Raw genomic sequence first — 16,459 nt, 5'->3', positions numbered from 1 at the left:
ATGAGCGTGGGGGAGCAGGCCCAGTTTGGGGTAAATGGCGTGCAGCAGCGGCGCGACTGGCCCTGCCTGACACTGGATGAAAGTCGGTCAGTCCTGCGTTTTTTCCACAATATGCCGCCTGCCCAGAGTGTGGCGTGGCATAGCATGCGCCCTTTTTCCGCTCTGGGGCGTGTGCGGCTGGAGGGGCAGGGGGAATGTCTGCTCAAACGCCACCACGTAACCCTGCGCTCTGTAAAATGGCTGGAGGAAGAACACGCTTTTATAAACCATCTGGCAGGGCAGGGAGCTGCTGTCTGCCCGCCGCTGGTTCTGCCCGATGGCCATACGGCCCTAACGGTTGGGGACTGGACATACGAGGCTTTTTTGCCCGCCCGTGGGGTGGATGTTTATCAGAATGTCATGTCCTGGCAGCCGTATTTTTCGGTCAGGCAGGCTTATGGTGCGGGTGTTGCGCTGGGCAGGCTGCATATGGCGGCAGCCGGGTTCAAAGCCCCTGCGCGTGGCGGGGCAGAGGTGGTGCCTCTGCTCTCGGGGTTGCAGGTTGTTGGCCAGCTAGAGCTGGTGCCTGCCTTGCAGCATTGGGTGGCTCGGCAACCCCAGTTGCGATCCGCTCTGGCACACCGCAACTGGGTAGGGAGCGTGGAGGCCGTGCTGCGGCCTTTCCACCAGCGTTTGCAGCCCTTGTTGCCCCATATTGTTCCCGCATGGGGGCATGGGGACTGGCACGGCTCCAACCTGTTCTGGAATGGGGATGATGTGAGCTGTGTGCTCGACTTCGGCATGGCGGACCGGACCTGCGCACCGTTTGATCTGGCCGTGGCGCTGGAGCGGGCTGTGGTGGACTGGCTGGCCTTACCTGCCGCCGGTGTTGTTGCATGGGAGCAGGTGGCAGCTCTGCTGGAAGGGTATCAGTCCGTTCGTCCGCTGAGTGCTGGGGAATGTGCACAGGTTGTGGCGTTTCTGCCCCTTGTGCATGTGGAGTTTGCCTTATCCGAAGTCGGCTATTTTGCCGGGCTGGTGCATGATCAGGCTTCGGCCGAGGTCGCCTATACGGATTATCTGCTCGGGCATGGGCGCTGGTTTGCCAGTGGGGAGGGCAAAGAACTTCTGGCCCGCCTGCCTGCCCTGCTGCGCCAGACCGCAAGCCAGCAGGGGGCGGAATGACCACGCTGGAATGGGCCGCCGCCTTGGCCAGTGCCCTTGGGGTCTGGTTAACAGGGCAGCGTCTGGTGGTGTGCTGGCCTGTGCTGGTGGTGGCATCGGCCCTGTATGGCATGGTGTTTGTGCGTGCTGCTTTGTACGCGGATGCCGCCTTGCAGGGCGTGTTTATTGGGTTGTCCCTTTACGGCTGGGCGCAATGGTTGCGCGGTGCCCGTGCGGAAGGGATGGTGCGTGTGCTCCGCTTCCCCACAGCCCGGCGTTTATGGGGGCATGTGGGGGGCACGGGCCTTGCCGGTCTGGGCCTTACACTGGTTTTGCGGCACTGGACGGATGACCCAACCCCCATGGGGGATGCCCTGCTGAGTGCTTACAGTATTCTGGCGCAGTTCTGGGGTGCGCGCCGTTACAGGTTAAGCTGGGTGTTATGGATAGTGGTGGATGTCTTCTACACCGTGTTGTTTATGGAGCGCGGCCTGTGGGTTACGGCAGCCCTGTACGCAGGGTTTGTGGTGCTGGCGTTGCGGGGCTGGCAAAAATGGGGGCAGGTCCAATAAGGCATGCCTTCCCATACTGGCCCGCCTGACCCGCGGGTGTATGGGAAGGGCCAGCCAAACCGCGGGTCAGGAAAAAATAATGGTGCGATGCCCGTTGAGCATCACCCTGTGTTCCGTATGCAGTTTGACTGCGCGCGCAAGCACCTGCGATTCCACTCCTCGGCCTGTGGCAATATAATCGTTGGGGGAGAGGTTATGGCTCACCCGTGCGGTTTCCTGCTCAATAATCGGGCCTTCATCCAGATCAGCGGTCACATAATGCGCGGTCGCGCCGATCAGTTTGACGCCGCGTGCATAAGCTTGATGGTACGGGCGTGCCCCTTTGAAGGAGGGCAGGAAAGAATGGTGGATGTTGATGATCCGCCCGCTTAACTGCGCGCTCAGAGTGTCCGAGAGCACCTGCATATAACGGGCAAGAACAATCAGGTCCGCCTGTGTGGTGTGCACAAGCTCCAGCAGTCTGGCTTCCTGCTCCGCCTTGTTCTGCGGGGTTACCGGCCAGTAGTAATAGGGAATACCCGCCTGTTGGGCCGTGGCCTCGCTGTCAGGGTGGTTGGAGACAATGGCGACAATCCGGGCCTGCAACCACCCGACACGGACCTGATACAGCAGGTTGAGCAAAGCGTGGTCAAAGCGGGAGACCATAATAATCATGCGTGGCAGCACGGCTGCATCATGCAGGCGCATGTTCATGCCGAACTGCTCCGCCACAGGGGCCAGACAGGTTTTTATGTCCGCCATGTCATTGGGGGCGGGGGTGGAAAAAGCCAGCCGCATGAACAGCTGGCCCGTACTGCGGTCACTGAACTGGTGGGTCTCGGTAATGTCTGCCCCCTGGCGTGCCAGCGCCGAGGTTACGCCTGCAACAATGCCAGCCTTGTCCGGGCAGGAAAAAGTAAGAATGAACTGCATAAGGCTCTGTCTGCTCCTCGGGCCTGAAAGGAATCGCGCCGTAGTGTGCCAGCCGTTCCCGTATCTGTGCAATCGGGGGTGTGGGGGCGGGAGCATGGTTTGGGCGTGTGGTGCTGGGCAAGTCAGGCTGTGGATGAATTGCAACACTCCGACTCGTTGTTGGAGTAAGAGGTCAAGAGGGTTTGGTGTCATAAAAGCTTAAAAAAGCTACAAACCGCAGTAAACAGACATTTTTTATACTATTCAGCTCCAGAGGCGGGTAAGTTTATCCACAAAGCAGGGGGACGGATTGCGGGAAAACCCTGTGGATAGTTTTGTGGAAGGCAGGAGCGCGCATATGTTTCATCGTCTTTCTGCATTTGTTCCTTATTTTGCCAGTTTGTGGGCTGTCTGGTGGGGCATGGGTTCGCATTTTATAAAAACCATGCCAGTTAGGCGGCGTTCAGGGTTAGTCCTGCCTGCCTTGGTGTGGGGTGTTCCCCGTCCTGCCCGTAACCCGCTGGAGCAGATTTTTTTGTTATGCGTCTGACTTTGTACACCGACTATGCACTACGCACCTTGCTTTATCTGGCCGTACACACGGACAGGCGTGTTTCCATACGCGAGGTGGCCCAGACTTATGGCATTTCTGAAAATCATCTGGTCAAGATCATTCACCATCTGGGGCGTGGCGGGTTTGTGCACACACAAAGAGGGCGCGGCGGAGGGTTAACGCTGGGGCGCCCTGCCGAGGAAATCTGTGTGGGGGACGTGGTGCGCCATACGGAAGAGGATATGGCACTGGTCGGCTGCATGGCCCGTAATGGGGAGGACGGCGCTCCCTGCCTGCTTGCCGGGGGGTGCAGCCTGCGCGGGGTTCTGGGGCAGGCGCTGGATGCGTTTATGGGGGTTCTGGACAAGGCCACACTGGCGGACCTGCTCCACCCGTATGAGCGGCGCACACTGCTGCAGGCGGCAAGCCCTCCGCCACAGCCCTGACCCTGCCACCGGGTAAACCGGGCCGCACTTTGCAGGCGTCATGCATTTGTGTGTGCGCCAGAGCGGGTTACGGTGTTGGTTCTACCAGCATGCTGGCATAGGCTGTTGGCGGTATTCTGGCAGGAATGGAAACAGATCAATGTCGCAGAAATTCAAGATTGCACTGGTAACCGGGGCAACCGCCGGGTTTGGGCATGCCATAGCCTTGCGCCTTGTGCACGAAGGATACCGGGTTATTGCCACCGGCCGCAGGCAGGAACGGCTGGAGGCCCTTGCAGGGCAGGTAGAGGCCGGCCGTATTCTGCCGCTACGGCTGGATATGACCGACCTTTCCGCCATACGCGCTTTGCCACAGAGCCTGCCGCAGGAGTGGCAGGCGGTTGATGTGCTGGTGAATAATGCAGGGCTGGCGCTCGGGCTGGAAAAAGCATGGCAGACCAATCCGCAGGATTGGGAGACGATGATAGCAACCAACGTAACCGGGCTTGTGGAAATCACCCGCGCCCTGCTGCCCGGCATGGTTGCGCGCAATAGCGGGCATGTTGTGTCTTTGGGGAGCACGGCTGGCACTTACCCTTACCCCGGTGCCAATGTGTATGGGGCAACCAAGGCTTTTGTGGACCAGTTCATGCGGAACCTGCGTAGCGATCTGCTGGGCAGGCAGGTGCGGGCAACCACCATTGCGCCGGGCCTGTGCGGGGGGAGTGAGTTCAGTCAGGTCCGGCTGGGGGATCAGGGCAAGGCCGATGCCGTGTATGCGGGCACTGCCCCGCTGCTACCGCAGGATATAGCCGAGACCGTGGCCTGGGTGCTTGGCCTGCCCGCCCATGTGAACATCAACCATGTGGAAATGATGCCAACCTGTCAGGCCTCTGCCGGTCTGGCAGTGGACCGCAGCATGCTGGGTTCATAGAGCGCTGGCTGGGTGCCGGGTTGCCGCACCAGACAGGGAGTTCAGGCCCGTGTTGTGGCCCTGCACCTGTCTGGCGCGGCAGGAGTAAGCTCCCCCCTGCATAACGGATCAGTGCGTTCCGTATAGCAGGGGGAGGCGCAGTAAAGCCGCGTTATGCGGGCACTTTACAGGCAATACACAGCTTGTTGCCATCCGGGTCGCGCAGGTAGGCAAGGTAGAGCGGGCCAACCGGGGTCTGGCGCACGCCGGGTGGGTTTTCAATGGTTTTACCACCGTTTTCCACGCCTGCCTTGTGCCATGCGTCTGCCATGGCCGGAGTATCCGCCTGAAAGCTGATGGTGCCGCCATTAGCCGCTGTGGCGGCTTTGCCATCCAGCGGCGGGGTAACAATAAACCGGGCACCATGCTTGCCATAGGTAATGCGGCCCGTGGCGCTGATTTCTGACGGAGGAATGTTCAGGGCAGCAAAAACGGCATCGTAGAATTTTTTTGAGCGGGCAATATCGTTAGTGCCCACCATGATGTGCGTGAACATGGTCTGTCTGTTCTCCAGCGGTTGGAACGCAGGGAGGATGACCTGCCACGCCACGCACGGCAAGCCCTGTTCAGCTTATGTCGGCAATGCGTGCAAACCGTTGCTGCCGCCGGATGAACAGTTTTTCCGAAATGCGGAATGCCACGGTCTGCAACCAGCTATGGGGGGGCAGACCAATGATCTTGAACACCATGGTGGTAACGCGGCGCAGGTGCTGGGGGCGGTAGTTGCGCATGGCCCGCACCATATAGGCCGCAATGCAGCGTGTATGGTCGTAAGGTTGGTCTGCTGGCACGTTGGTTGTGTAGTAGGCGGAGGCCAGTTCGTCGTCCTCGGTTTCCGTCACGCGGCCCAGCGCGATGCGGATACGCTGCCAAAGACCAATATTTTCGCGCTGCAGGTAGCGGTGCATATGGTCATAAAACAGTTTGAAATGCCGGAACTCATCAGCGGCAATCTGCTTGCACAGGGCCTTAAGCACGGGTTCTTCCGTGGTGTCGGCCAGTGCGGAATAAAAAGAGGATGTGCCGGTTTCCACCATACACCGTGCGATTAGCTCCCCTGTGCGGGAGCCGCGTACCGAGTGGTCCACATCCAGTGGAATCTTGTAGAAATCGCGGTAACGCTGGAATGCCGCCTGATAGTCCCACTCCGGGTCGGCCAGCATGGCCCAGCGGCCCAGCGCATCCCCATGCTGGATTTCTTCTTCCGCCCAGTGGTCGGCCGCCGTGCAGAAATCCGGGTCATTGTGGAAGACGTTGTTGAGGTACTGCGCGTAGTCCACGCTGTTGCGCTCCACAACAGCGGCCGCCTTAATGGCGGGGATCAGCTCCGGGTCAACCTTGGAGGGATCAAACCGATCCCATGGCAGTTGATCAATCTGCCAGTGCTTCATGTACCGGACCTCCTGTTACGCCAAATCCACCGCCACGCCTGCATGGTCCGCCCTGTTGGAACAGGGGGGTAGCAGAAGAGGCTGGCGGGTTTTTTAAACCATATGGCGCGTTGGCAAAGTAGTGCGCGACAAAAAAGTACATCTGTACCCAAAGTGCCGCATATCTTGCCCGGGTCTGGCCCTGGCGCAAGGTCGGCGGCGCAAGGGTCTATCTATGGCACGGGGAGCCCGTGTACTGGAACAGGGAAAAACACGCCACGGCAGATATGGCCAGCTGCGCACCGTTACGCCCAAGGGTAACGGTGCGCAGCTGGCCATAGCCCCCTTCCGGCATTGGGGTGGCGCTGGGGGGTGTTCAGGCGTTTTCGTGGCTGGTTGCAGGGAGTGTGTCTTCAAACGGGGGTAAGGCGCGTGGGCGGCGTTTGTCGTCCAGTGCGACAAAAATAAACTCCCCTTCCGTCACCTTGGACGTAATATGGGTGTGGCGGGCCCTGCGCCATGTTTCCACATGAATGGTCAGGGACGTGCGACCCGCGCGGATGATTTTGGTGTAGATGCTCACCTCATCCCCCACCACAACGGGTTCAAGAAACACAAGGCTGTTGATCGCAACGGTCACGCACCGCCCATTGGCCCGGAAGGCAGCGGTTGTGCCAGCGGCAAGATCCATCTGCGAGACAATCCACCCGCCAAACACGTCCCCTGCAGGATTGGTGTCTGTTGGCATGGCCACAACGCGGATTGTGGGCACACCTGGCGGCAGATCGGAGCTGGATGAACGTGGCATCGCAAGTATGTCCTTAACTCTTTGGGTCGTCTGGAGTGGCAGAGGTCAGTTTGTAAGATAAGCAGAATTGCACCAAGGATGCCTCCTCAGTTTTGTGTGATCTGCATGTCATGCCCACGCATCAGCCGCGAATAATCCGGGGGGTGCAGGCAGCATGCCTAGTTGCGGATGAGGACATAATGCACCGTGACATCGAAGTTGATATACTGATCCTTCATGTCCGGTGGTACCGGAGGGAGTTGTGCGCCTTGGAACATGCCAACGGTGGAGGCATCCAGTGCCGGGGTTGAAGACCCGCTCATAAAGACTTTGAACACATGGCCCGACCGGTCGAGAATAACATGGACCGACGTGCTGCCCTCTTCCCCCCGTTCAGCGGCTTCGGGTGGGTAGAACAGATGGCGCTGGATCCATGCGTCAATTTCCTGACCATAGTCGCTGCTTACGCCATGCACGCTTGTGCGCGAGGCGTAATGGGCATTCAGCTGCCCATTTTCCACCATTGGCCCAATGGACATGTCCAGCGGAGCGTTTGACCCGCCAGGGCGGCCCCGGCGGTTGGGCCGGCGCGGGGCTGGTGCCTCGTTAAACGAATAATCCATCGGGTGCTGGAGCAGGGATTTCAGGTTTTGGGGGAGCTGCTGGGGCTGGGGGCGTGGTACAGCGCGGCTGCTCGGCTTTGATGTGGATTTGTGCGGGGTTGGCCGCGCTTTCTGGGGGGTAGGCTGGGGTTTGGGGAAACCATCATCCGACTGTGCAAGGGGGGGCACGTCCGGTGCTGCCTCACTGGCTTCGGGGGGGGATTTCTGGGTATCGGGCTGCTGCTCGGCCGGAGGGGGCGGGGCTGCCTGCGGGGCCGCATTGCCGCCACCGGCTTCGGGCGAATGGGGGCCAACCATGCCGCTGGAGGTTGTGGGCTGGGAAAACACCATTTCCACCGGGGAAGCCTGATTGGACTGGGGGGAGCCAGTCTTGCCGTGGTGTGTTGCCTGATAAAGGAGTGCGGCCAGTAACAGAAAATGCGCAAGGGCAGAGGCCGTAAACACCGGCCCCAATGTGGGGTCGGCGTATATGTCCTTACGGATCAGGGGGGTGGAGGAGCCGCGCACCGGGCCGCCCGGTGGTTTGGGCACGGGCATGAACGGGAATAGCCGCGGCCGTTGCCCTGCACCACCTTCCACTTCGGCCGGAGGGGGGGCAGAAAGAGGGCGTGCAGGTTGCAGGCGGGGTTCCTGCCTGTTGGGCAGGGCGGTATTCGGGCGTGTGGAAGAGCGACGCGTATCGACCATGGACTGCCCGAGTTCTCCCTTGCCCCGCATGAGTATGGTGTGCGTGGGTATAGCCCACTTGCCTGCTATTTTGCCATTGCTCAAGCCCCGGTGCTACAGAGAACTTTGGTCCGGGGCTTGGGCAGGTAACGGGCAGGGTAGAGGACCACTACAGGAATGGTCCGGTGTTGCAAGGCAGCCTGCACTGCCACCACAGGTGATTTTACCAGATTTTAACGCGCTGCTGCACTGGCAGGTATAGCTTGTCGCCGGGCTGTACGTTCCAGGCATCGTACCATGCGTCAATATTGTGCATGGGCAGGTTTACGCGCGCTTCGGGTGGGGAGTGCGGGTCCGTGACAACAAGCCTGCGGATGGTTTCCTCCCGCAGTTTTTCGCGCCAGACCTGCGCCCAGCCCAGAAATACGCGCTGCTCACCGCTCAGCCCGTCCACTACCGGGGCGGGTTTGCCATTGAGCGATGCGTGGTAGGCATCCAGTGCCAGGGTCAGCCCGCCCAGATCGGCAATGTTTTCGCCCATGGTCAGTTTGCCGTTTACATGCACACCCGGCAGCACCTCAAATGCGTCATATTGCGCACCCAGACGGTCAGCCAGTTTCTGGAAGCGTTCGGCATCGTCTTTTGTCCACCAGTCGCGCAGGCGGCCGTGTTCATCAAACTGACGGCCCTCATCATCGAATGAGTGGGTCATTTCATGGCCGATCACGCCGCCAATGGCGCCGTAGTTTACGGCCGGGTCCGCCTTGATATTGAAGAACGGCGGTTGAAGAATGGCGGCGGGGAAAACCACCTGATCAAACAGCGGGTTGTTGTAGGCGTTAACCGTTTGTGGGGTCATGTCCCATTCGTTGCGGTCCACCGGTTTGTCCAGACGGTCCAGCCAGTAGCGCCATTCAAAGGCCACACCGTTGCGCGCATTGCCGTACACATCGCCTTTTTTAACGGCAAGGCCCGTGTAGTCGCGCCAGCGGTTGGGGTAGCCGACCTGAATTTCAAAGTTTTCCAGCTTGCGGAGAGCGGCCTCCTTGGTGGCTGGACTCATCCAGCTATTGTTCTGCAACCGGACCCTGAAGGCGTTTTTCAGGTCGGTGGTCAGTTTCTGCATGGCCACGCGGTTTTCGGGGGGGAAGTAGCGCTGCACGTAAACCTTGCCCAGCGCCATGCCCATGGCGGCGCTGGTGGCCTGTACGCCCCGCTTCCACCGGGCGGTCAGGGTTGGCTGGCCGGTCAGGGCTTTGGTAAAGACAAACCGGGCCTGCTCAAAGCTGTCTGGCAGGTAGGCTGTGGCGTTTTCTACCAGATGGAAGGCAAGCCACGCCCGCAGGGTGTCCATGTCCGTTGCGGCCAGCACACGGGCCTCGCCTGTAATGGCGGAAGGTTCTCCAACAATCAGGCTCCGCTTGTCCATGTCCTGTGCGGGCAGGCCGGAGGCGCTGAGCCATGCGGCCCAGTCAAACCCCGGTGCCTTGGTCCCCAGTTCGGCTAGGGTCATGGGGTTGTAGGTTTTCTGTGGGTCACGCAGGTCCGCGCGGGGCCAGTGTGCTTCGGCCAGCTTGCTCTCAAAAATCACAATGGCGGCTGCGGCCTTGCCGGGTTCGGGCCAGCCTGCAAGCGTGAGCGCTTTTTCGATATAGCTCTGGTAAGCGGCTTTTTTGGCAGCAAATACGGGCTTGAGGTAATAGTCCCTGTCCGGCAGGCCCAGCCCGGCCTGGTCAAGGGTGAGCGCGTAGCGCGTGGGGTCCTTGGCGTCAGGGTTGATCCCCAGCGAGAAGGGACCAAACTGGAACGACCCCACAGCCGTACCACTCAGGGCAGCAAACCCTGCCATGTCCTTTATGGCGCGGATGGCATCCATATCCTGTGCCAGTGGCTGTGTGCCCAGACGTTCCACTTCCGCCACATCCATGTAAGAGGCGTAGAAAGTGCCCAGTTTTTCTTCCGTGCTGCGGGGGGCGGCCTGCGGGTGGGCGGACAGATCATCCAGAATGCTCTGGACCCGTGTGCGGGAGAGCTCGGCCAGCGCATTGAACGGGCCGTAGCTGGTCATGTCCGCAGGGATTTTAAGGTGGTCCAGATACGTGCCGTTAGCGTAGCGGAAAAAGTTGTTCCCCGGAACAATCGCCAGATCCCGCCCGGCAAGGTCCACCCCCCAGGCCCCAAAACTGGTCTGTGTGCTCTGTGGTGTGTCCTGTGGTGCAGCATGGGCCTGCCCGGCCAGACTGCCCGCCCCCATAATGGCGGAAAGCATAAGGGTATGGCGAAAAATGGCACGCAAGGACAGGTCTGGCACAGGGGAACTCCGGTTCTTTTTTATAGTTGCTGACACTACGGATTGCTGGCCGTGTTTTTTATGCAAAACACAAGATGGACACCTACCTTAGCCAGCTTGTTCCAGCCTGCCTACCCTCTTGCATGCGGAGGTTTTCTTAAAAAAAACCTTACACACCGGCGCAGGTCTTTTTGATCGGGATTTGCATGAATGTGCAGCCGAACGGTTAAAAATAAGATGGATTTGGGCCAACAGCCTTGCACAGGGGGGGCTGTTTCCGTCATGAGAGAGGCCAGCTTTGCCGGGGGAGCATGGCTTGCGCGGCAACGTGGCGGCGCATGGGTGGGGAAGGAGCGGGTTATTTTCGGGCAGCAAGCATATGGCCTTCCTCTGGCCATACACACCAGCAGGCACAGCCGCGCGTATTGGCAGCGTATGCTGTGCTGTGTCAGCCTGATCCCGCTCGGCCTGTTTGCAGCCCCTTCGGCGCAGGCGCAGAATACTCCCGGCCCAGTGGGCAAACCGGCTGCATTGCCTGCCACCCCCGCTATGCCCGGTAAGGCAGGGCAGGCAAAACCCGCCCACGTGGCCGCCCGTGGCGTAACCCATGTGGATGTGGGGGCGCACCGGTCCGATTTTGCTTTTCCCGCAGCCCAGCATGAGCCGGATGCCACAACGCATCTGAGCGCGGAAATGCTGCGTAACAGGGATGTCACCACCCTGCGCGGGCTGGAGCGTGTGGCCCCGAACCTGACCATGCAGAGCATCAACGGCACGGCCTCGACCAATTTTTACCTGCGCGGTGCCGGGTTTAATGATTTTACGCAGAACAACATGCCCCCCGTTCTGACGTATATGGATGATGTGGCCTACGCGTACCCCGCCATGAGCAACGGGCTGCTGTTTGATATGGCCGATGCGGCCGTGGACCCGGGGCCGGTGGGTACAAAACATGGCCAGTCCACCACAGGGGGGGAGGTGCGCCTGCGCACCAACGACCCCACCACCACATGGCATTATGGCGGGATGGAGGACATAGCTGTCAGGTTGTGAGACGTCATTGGGATGATGTAGCGTGGGCGATACCGCGTTATGCTTCGTTGTTTTCTTCCGTTTGCAGGGAGACCGAATGATGCTTCAGATCCACCCACAGGCACGCACGACACCGGCTGTCCGGGCTGAGATAGCTCGTTCGTCAGAACCGACATCCGTGCTCGCCAGACGCTACGGGATCAGCGATGAAACAGTCCGCAAGTGGCGCAGGCGTGGTTCGGACGCCTGTCAGGACCGCAGCAGCCGTCCCTGGAGGCTGGCCTGGAAAGCCTCGGAGGAGGAGCGCGCCATTGTCTGTCAGATTCGGCGTTCTACCGGTTTTGGTCTGGATGATCTGACCTTTGTCTTACGGCATTTCCTGCCGCATCTGAACCGGGACAATATCTGGCGGATACTGAAAGACGCCGGATTGAACAGGCTGCCTCCTGTTCTAAAGGCCGGACCAGTTCGGGGACAGGGAAAGTTCCGCGATTACGATCCCGGTTATGTCCATATCGATGTGAAACATCTGCCAAAATTACAGACAGCAGATGGGGACAGGCGGAAACGTTTTCTGTATGTCGCCATCGATCGCTGTTCCCGTTCAGTGCACCTGGCTGTTTATGACGCGGAAAATGCGGATAATTCCGTTGATTTCCTCAATGCCGTCAAATCGGCCTTTCCTTTCCGGATCACCCATATCCTGACCGATCGTGGCTCCTGCTTTACAGCGGACGCCTTCGAAAAAGCCTGTCATGACATGGGAATCGACCGACGCCGGACCAAGGCTTACTCCCCTCAGACCAATGGAATGGTGGAACGCTTCAATGGCCGTGTCGCTACAGAAGTACTGCAGGTCTGTGTCTCAAACCATGAAGATCTGGAAATTCTGCTCAGAGGCTTCTGTTTCGCCTACAATCATCGCCCGCAGCGTGTTCTGGGCGGCATCGCTCCCGCCCAATGCATCATCTCATGGCTTGAAAAACATCCCGCGTCACGTAATCAAGACTATATCAAACCGGCTGGTCGTGACATCATGAAACAGGTCGACGAAATCCTTGATTACGCCAATGACGTCTCACAACCTGACACATAGCCTCCTACGCACGGAGCCGGAGCGAGGCTTATGTGTCCGGCCCGCTGGCCAAGGGCTGGAGTTTTCGGCTGGCAGGGCAGACGCGCCAGGGCGGGGGGTGGCAGTACAACCCGACCAACGGCGCACATCTGGGGGATGCGGACCTGTGGGCCTTGCGTGGCAAACTGCGCTGGCAGCCCAATGAGCGCACGACCATCCAGCTCGGGGGCCACTTTGTGCAGGATAACAGCCAGGTGGTTACGGCGGTTCCCGTGCACAGGCTTATCGGGTCACAGCCTTTGCCGGGTTTTGGGCTGGGGCGGCGGGCGGAGTGGTCCATGCGGCCAGAGTTTGCAAGCCTTGTTGGGCGCGGCGCGGGGCTTAAACCCAGCGAGCATAACCAGTACTGGGGGGCAGACCTGCGGCTGATCCATGATTTTGGTCCCGCTACCTTTACGGCCATCAGCGCGTTTGAAACCGAACGGCAGGGCGAATACACGGATCAGGATGGCACGGCGCTTTCTCAGGCAGATACGTACCGCACCATAGATGCCAACGTGTTCACGCAGGAAGCCCGGCTGAACGGAGTTGCCCTGCATGGCCGCCTGAGCTGGGTTGTGGGGGCATATTACCAGCGCAGCCGCATGAACCAGCGGTTTTTCTTTGACTATACGGATTACTCTGCCCGCAAATACATGATGGCCACAACCTTTGGCATGAATCAGGAGAGTGTTTCCGAGTTCGGGAATGTCAGTTACCGCCTGCCGCATAATGTGACCATCTGGGCCGGGCTTTTGCATGAGCTGGATGACCGGGGCATTACCAGCCTGAAGTCCCAGATATTCGGCGGGGCAACCCGGAGTTTCGACCCCGAGAACACCGCCGCCAACCAGTTTGCCGGGCAGGTTGGGGTTTCGTGGCAGTTTGTACCGCAGGCTTTGCTGTATTACAAAATGAGCAAGGGCTTTAAACCCGGCGGGTTTAGCGCCAACAATACGCAGGTGCAGGCCCAGTTGGACCCGTTTAAGCCGGAAACGGTTCTCACCTACGAACTCGGCCTTAAATCGGACCCCATACCGGGGCGTCTGCGCCTGAATGGTGCTGCGTTTTACAACGACTTTCATAATCAGCAGGTCATAGGCACCGTGCTGATCCCCAATTTTGGCCCGTTGAGTGAGATTACCAATGCCCCTAAATCCGAAAGCTGGGGGTTTGAGGCAACGCTGGAAGCCCACCCGTTTGGCCATCTGTTTTTAATGCAGAACCTTGGCTGGCAGCGCGGAGATTTTCAGGATTTTCCAAATGTGGACCGGGCCGCTACCAATGCGTACCACGCAAGCCACCCGCAGCAGTGGAAGGCCATTGAACGTAATTTTAGCGGCGTGGATAACGGCTCCCCAAAACTGACCCTGAACGGGGATGCCACATGGCGGCAGCCCCTGCCCCGGAACTACAGGCTGGATTTTGGGCCAGACTGGCAATACAGGGGCAGCCAGGCCATTACGGTGGGGGGAACCGGCTTTTACCGCCTGCCGCCGTATTTTTTGCTGGGAGCCCATGCAACCCTGCATTCTCCCTCCCAGTTGTGGGACATAACGGTTTATGCCCGCAATATTCTGGACCGCCGCTATGCGGAGAGCGGGGGCATGGCCACCACAACCTATTTTTATATTCCCGGCGAGCCGCGTTTTATTGGTGGCCGCATTGCCTGCCATTTTTAACGGCTGAAAAAAGCCATGCCCTGCAATCTGGCCCCCTAGGGGCAAACAGGGCATGATGGCGGCATGACAAAACAGGCTGTTCAGACACAATCCTTCCTGCTCCGGCTGGGTGAGCAGACCGTGCATGTCCGCCAGATGGGGGAGGGGCCGGGTCTGCCGCTGCTGCTGGTGCATGGCTTTGGTGGCAGTGCAACCAACTGGCAGCTCACCCAGCAGGTGCAGGCGGCCCACCGGCGGGTTATTGCGTTTGACCTGCCCGGGCATGGCCAGTCCAGTGCTCTGGTTCAAGCCCCCACACTGGCGCGTCTGGCGCAGGTTACAGCCCTGACGCTGGACGGGTTGGGGGTAAGCAAAGCCCATGTTCTGGGGCATTCGCTGGGTGGTGGTATTGCCCTGTCCTTGCTGGAGAGTGTTCCCGCGCGGGTTGCCAGCCTGTCCCTTCTGGCCCCGGCAGGGTTGGGGCGCACGGTCAACATGGCGTTCATGACCCGCTTTGTGGAGGCCAGCACTGCGGCGGATATGGCGCAGGCCATGGCCATGGCTGTGTATGATCCCAAACTGATCGGGCGCAAGGTCGCGGAGTTTTTGGTGGAAGCCCGCGCCGTGCCGGGGGCACGGGATGCACTGCGCGCCATTGCGCAAACCTGCTTCCCCCATGGTGAGCAGGCCAATAACCTGCGCCCGCTGCTGCATAATCCGCCATGCCCCGTGCAGATTATCTGGGGGGAGGCAGATCAGGTATTGCCTGCCACGCAGGCACAGGGGATTCCTGCACAGGATAACTGCCATTTTCTGGCCCGCACCGGCCACCTGCCCCATATAGAGCAGGCGGCGACGGTTAATGCGCTGGCAAGGGATTTTTTATATGCGTGCGAAAACCCCTGATCGTATCAGGGGGCTTTTAACTGTAAGGTGTAACCCTTCCCCGCTAAAAAATGGGGGAAGGGGGTGTGTTTAATCCATACGTACGGAGGGGCGTACAAAACCGTCCAGCCAGTCCGTAAAGCAGGCAATGGCACCACGGAAGGGGCCATACAGTTCAAACTGATGCTGCCGGTAAAGGGCCATATGCCCAAGGCGTGCGCTCAGGCCGTTTAAAAAACCGCCGCCAAAGGTTTTACCATCGGCAAAGGCGCCCCAGCCATTATAATCCCCAAGGGCAACAATGGCCCCCCGGTTACGGAAGTGGAAGTCCGGCACAGGCTTTTTGTTAAAGATGTAGCCCGGTAGGTGGCGGGCCAGATGGTGGGCCTGCTGGCGGGCTACCTGTGCGGTGGGGGCCACTGGCGCATCCTTGATAAAGGAGCAGTCACCCAAGGCAAACACATGCTCGTCCACTGTGCTTTGCAGGTTGGCCTGCACGGTAAGTTGTCCGCCACGCTGGTAATCCAGCCCGTCCATATCCCGCGTAACATCCGGCGCTTTAACGCCTGCGGCCCAGACGCGGAACTGCGCGTTAACGCGGCTGCCATCCTTAAGAATAAACCCGCTTTCGTCTGCACCGCTGACCATGGTGTTGGTGCGTACGGTAATATTCAAAGCCTCAAGCTGCTTCTGGGCCGCGTCCGAGACATTCTGCGGGAAGGCAGGCAGAATGCGCGGCCCGGCTTCCAGCAGGGTTACGCGCATTTCCGGCGTGACCGGGGTAAAGTTGTACAATGCGCCAATGTCGAGCGCCTTGTGCAGCTCCGCCGCCAGCTGCACGCCGGTTGCCCCACCGCCAACAATGGCAATATCGACCGGTGTGCCACGGCCATAGGCCTGAATAATGGCATGGCGGAAGCGTTCGTTAAAATTATTGGCCTCAACCACGTTGTCGAGGAACATGCAGTGTTCCACCACACCGGGGGTGCCAAAATCATTGGCCCGGCTACCAATGGCAAACACCACGGCGTCGTAATCCAGATGCCGCTCTTCAAGCAGCAGCTGGTTGTTTTCTTCCATCAGCGGGGCAAGGGTAATGCGCCTGTTGGCCCGGTCCAGATGCGCAATTTCGCCATAACAGAAGCGGAAGCCGTGGGCTGCGGCGTGAGAGACAAACGTAATCCGGTCGTTTTCGTTCCGGGCGGTTCCAGCGGCAAAGCAGTGGAGCATGGGTTTCCACACATGGCTGAAGCCTTTGTCCACCAGCGTGATTTCCAGCCTGCCGGAGCGGCCGAGCGTGTTGCCCAGGCGGGTCGCCAGGGCCAGACCGGCAACGCCTCCACCAATAATCACGAGCCGGAACCTGTTCGTCATATCATTCCTGTCCTTTGTCTCCCCCTTTTGGCCTGAGAGGGAGGCTGTTTTGCGGTATGTCGTCTTTTGTGCCACTGCGCGGTGGGCCGGCAGTGGCTGG

At 59.6% G+C, this 16,459-nt stretch carries 14 protein-coding genes and 2 pseudogenes; 9 read left to right on the top strand and 7 right to left on the bottom strand.

The window, feature by feature from the left end:
* On the top strand, positions 1-1,164 hold the full coding sequence (locus LKE65_RS13275) for a phosphotransferase enzyme family protein (protein WP_278741662.1): 1,164 nt from the start codon (positions 1-3) through the stop codon (positions 1,162-1,164).
* A complete protein-coding gene (gene pnuC, locus LKE65_RS13270; RefSeq protein ID WP_278741661.1) occupies positions 1,161-1,715 on the top strand; it encodes a nicotinamide riboside transporter PnuC in 555 nt (184 codons plus the stop codon). Before LKE65_RS13275 ends, pnuC begins: the two co-directional genes overlap by 4 nt.
* A gap of 66 nt (positions 1,716-1,781) precedes the next feature.
* Here the strand turns inward: pnuC and purU are convergent, their stop codons facing one another.
* The gene (gene purU / locus LKE65_RS13265) at positions 1,782-2,627 is read right to left on the bottom strand and encodes a formyltetrahydrofolate deformylase (protein WP_086647296.1); all 846 of its coding nucleotides are present in this window, start codon (positions 2,625-2,627) and stop codon (positions 1,782-1,784) included.
* A 337-nt stretch (positions 2,628-2,964) separates the two neighbouring features.
* On the opposite strand from purU, the gene LKE65_RS13260 reads away from it, so the two are divergent.
* The 3 genes from LKE65_RS13260 (at position 2,965) to LKE65_RS13250 (ending at position 4,518) form a co-directional block, all read left to right on the top strand.
* Positions 2,965-3,156: a hypothetical protein gene (locus LKE65_RS13260; RefSeq protein WP_165925176.1), complete on the top strand. Its 192-nt coding sequence runs from the start codon at positions 2,965-2,967 to the stop codon at positions 3,154-3,156.
* The gene (locus tag LKE65_RS13255) at positions 3,147-3,605 is read left to right on the top strand and encodes an RrF2 family transcriptional regulator (protein ID WP_253527020.1); all 459 of its coding nucleotides are present in this window, start codon (positions 3,147-3,149) and stop codon (positions 3,603-3,605) included. Before LKE65_RS13260 ends, LKE65_RS13255 begins: the two co-directional genes overlap by 10 nt.
* Before the next feature lie 139 nt (positions 3,606-3,744).
* Positions 3,745-4,518, top strand: coding sequence for an SDR family NAD(P)-dependent oxidoreductase (locus LKE65_RS13250; RefSeq protein ID WP_086647294.1), 774 nt, complete (start codon positions 3,745-3,747; stop codon positions 4,516-4,518).
* A 151-nt stretch (positions 4,519-4,669) separates the two neighbouring features.
* On the opposite strand, the gene LKE65_RS13245 is transcribed toward LKE65_RS13250, so the two are convergent.
* The 5 genes from LKE65_RS13245 to LKE65_RS13225 all read right to left on the bottom strand — a co-directional run bounded on the left by LKE65_RS13245 (position 4,670) and on the right by LKE65_RS13225 (position 10,272).
* Entirely contained in the window at positions 4,670-5,053 is a 384-nt protein-coding gene (locus LKE65_RS13245; protein ID WP_086647305.1) for a VOC family protein, read from the bottom strand.
* A gap of 70 nt (positions 5,054-5,123) precedes the next feature.
* Positions 5,124-5,948, bottom strand: coding sequence for a ferritin-like domain-containing protein (locus LKE65_RS13240; protein ID WP_086647293.1), 825 nt, complete (start codon positions 5,946-5,948; stop codon positions 5,124-5,126).
* Positions 5,949-6,303: 355 nt separating this feature from the next.
* Entirely contained in the window at positions 6,304-6,735 is a 432-nt protein-coding gene (locus LKE65_RS13235) for an acyl-CoA thioesterase (RefSeq protein ID WP_086647292.1), read from the bottom strand.
* A 158-nt stretch (positions 6,736-6,893) separates the two neighbouring features.
* Positions 6,894-8,024 carry an energy transducer TonB gene (locus LKE65_RS13230; RefSeq protein WP_278741660.1) on the bottom strand — a complete coding sequence of 377 codons (1,131 nt, stop codon included), beginning with the start codon at positions 8,022-8,024 and terminating at the stop codon, positions 6,894-6,896.
* Between the two features lie 202 nt (positions 8,025-8,226).
* A complete protein-coding gene (locus LKE65_RS13225; protein ID WP_278741900.1) occupies positions 8,227-10,272 on the bottom strand; it encodes a M13 family metallopeptidase in 2,046 nt (681 codons plus the stop codon).
* Positions 10,273-10,869: 597 nt separating this feature from the next.
* Between LKE65_RS13225 and LKE65_RS13220 the strand changes: the two are divergent.
* The 4 genes and pseudogenes from LKE65_RS13220 to LKE65_RS13205 form a co-directional block, all read left to right on the top strand.
* A pseudogene (locus LKE65_RS13220) lies at positions 10,870-11,334 on the top strand (TonB-dependent receptor plug domain-containing protein); the annotation flags it as partial.
* A 91-nt stretch (positions 11,335-11,425) separates the two neighbouring features.
* On the top strand, positions 11,426-12,421 hold the full coding sequence (locus LKE65_RS13215; protein ID WP_278741835.1) for an IS481 family transposase: 996 nt from the start codon (positions 11,426-11,428) through the stop codon (positions 12,419-12,421).
* Positions 12,418-14,121 (top strand): annotated as a pseudogene (locus tag LKE65_RS13210) (TonB-dependent receptor); the annotation flags it as partial. The gene LKE65_RS13215 and the pseudogene LKE65_RS13210, both read left to right, overlap by 4 nt.
* A 63-nt stretch (positions 14,122-14,184) precedes the next feature.
* Positions 14,185-15,006: an alpha/beta fold hydrolase gene (locus LKE65_RS13205; protein WP_278741659.1), complete on the top strand. Its 822-nt coding sequence runs from the start codon at positions 14,185-14,187 to the stop codon at positions 15,004-15,006.
* A 69-nt stretch (positions 15,007-15,075) separates the two neighbouring features.
* Here LKE65_RS13205 and LKE65_RS13200 read toward each other — a convergent pair whose 3' ends face one another.
* Positions 15,076-16,359, bottom strand: coding sequence for an NAD(P)/FAD-dependent oxidoreductase (locus LKE65_RS13200; protein ID WP_086647289.1), 1,284 nt, complete (start codon positions 16,357-16,359; stop codon positions 15,076-15,078).
* Positions 16,360-16,459 lie beyond the last annotated feature (100 nt).

The sequence above is a fragment of the Acetobacter fabarum genome, from assembly GCF_022483405.1.
Lineage (GTDB): Bacteria > Pseudomonadota > Alphaproteobacteria > Acetobacterales > Acetobacteraceae > Acetobacter > Acetobacter fabarum.
The sequence above is the reverse complement of the archived record's forward strand: the minus strand, read 5'-3'. Positions and strand labels throughout refer to the sequence as shown.

What these genes read in the sequence shown, in the direction of transcription:
- pnuC (WP_278741661.1), top strand. Translation starts at nt 1,161, where the DNA reads ATGACCACGCTGGAATGGGCCGCCGCCTTGGCCAGTGCCCTTGGGGTC.
- LKE65_RS13275 (WP_278741662.1), top strand. Translation starts at nt 1, where the DNA reads ATGAGCGTGGGGGAGCAGGCCCAGTTTGGGGTAAATGGCGTGCAGCAG.
- LKE65_RS13235 (WP_086647292.1), bottom strand. Translation starts at nt 6,735, where the DNA reads ATGCCACGTTCATCCAGCTCCGATCTGCCGCCAGGTGTGCCCACAATC.
- purU (WP_086647296.1), bottom strand. Translation starts at nt 2,627, where the DNA reads ATGCAGTTCATTCTTACTTTTTCCTGCCCGGACAAGGCTGGCATTGTT.
- LKE65_RS13230 (WP_278741660.1), bottom strand. Translation starts at nt 8,024, where the DNA reads ATGGTCGATACGCGTCGCTCTTCCACACGCCCGAATACCGCCCTGCCC.
- LKE65_RS13240 (WP_086647293.1), bottom strand. Translation starts at nt 5,948, where the DNA reads ATGAAGCACTGGCAGATTGATCAACTGCCATGGGATCGGTTTGATCCC.
- LKE65_RS13215 (WP_278741835.1), top strand. Translation starts at nt 11,426, where the DNA reads ATGCTTCAGATCCACCCACAGGCACGCACGACACCGGCTGTCCGGGCT.
- LKE65_RS13225 (WP_278741900.1), bottom strand. Translation starts at nt 10,272, where the DNA reads ATGCTTTCCGCCATTATGGGGGCGGGCAGTCTGGCCGGGCAGGCCCAT.
- LKE65_RS13200 (WP_086647289.1), bottom strand. Translation starts at nt 16,359, where the DNA reads ATGACGAACAGGTTCCGGCTCGTGATTATTGGTGGAGGCGTTGCCGGT.
- LKE65_RS13245 (WP_086647305.1), bottom strand. Translation starts at nt 5,053, where the DNA reads ATGTTCACGCACATCATGGTGGGCACTAACGATATTGCCCGCTCAAAA.
- LKE65_RS13250 (WP_086647294.1), top strand. Translation starts at nt 3,745, where the DNA reads ATGTCGCAGAAATTCAAGATTGCACTGGTAACCGGGGCAACCGCCGGG.
- LKE65_RS13260 (WP_165925176.1), top strand. Translation starts at nt 2,965, where the DNA reads ATGTTTCATCGTCTTTCTGCATTTGTTCCTTATTTTGCCAGTTTGTGG.
- LKE65_RS13205 (WP_278741659.1), top strand. Translation starts at nt 14,185, where the DNA reads ATGACAAAACAGGCTGTTCAGACACAATCCTTCCTGCTCCGGCTGGGT.
- LKE65_RS13255 (WP_253527020.1), top strand. Translation starts at nt 3,147, where the DNA reads ATGCGTCTGACTTTGTACACCGACTATGCACTACGCACCTTGCTTTAT.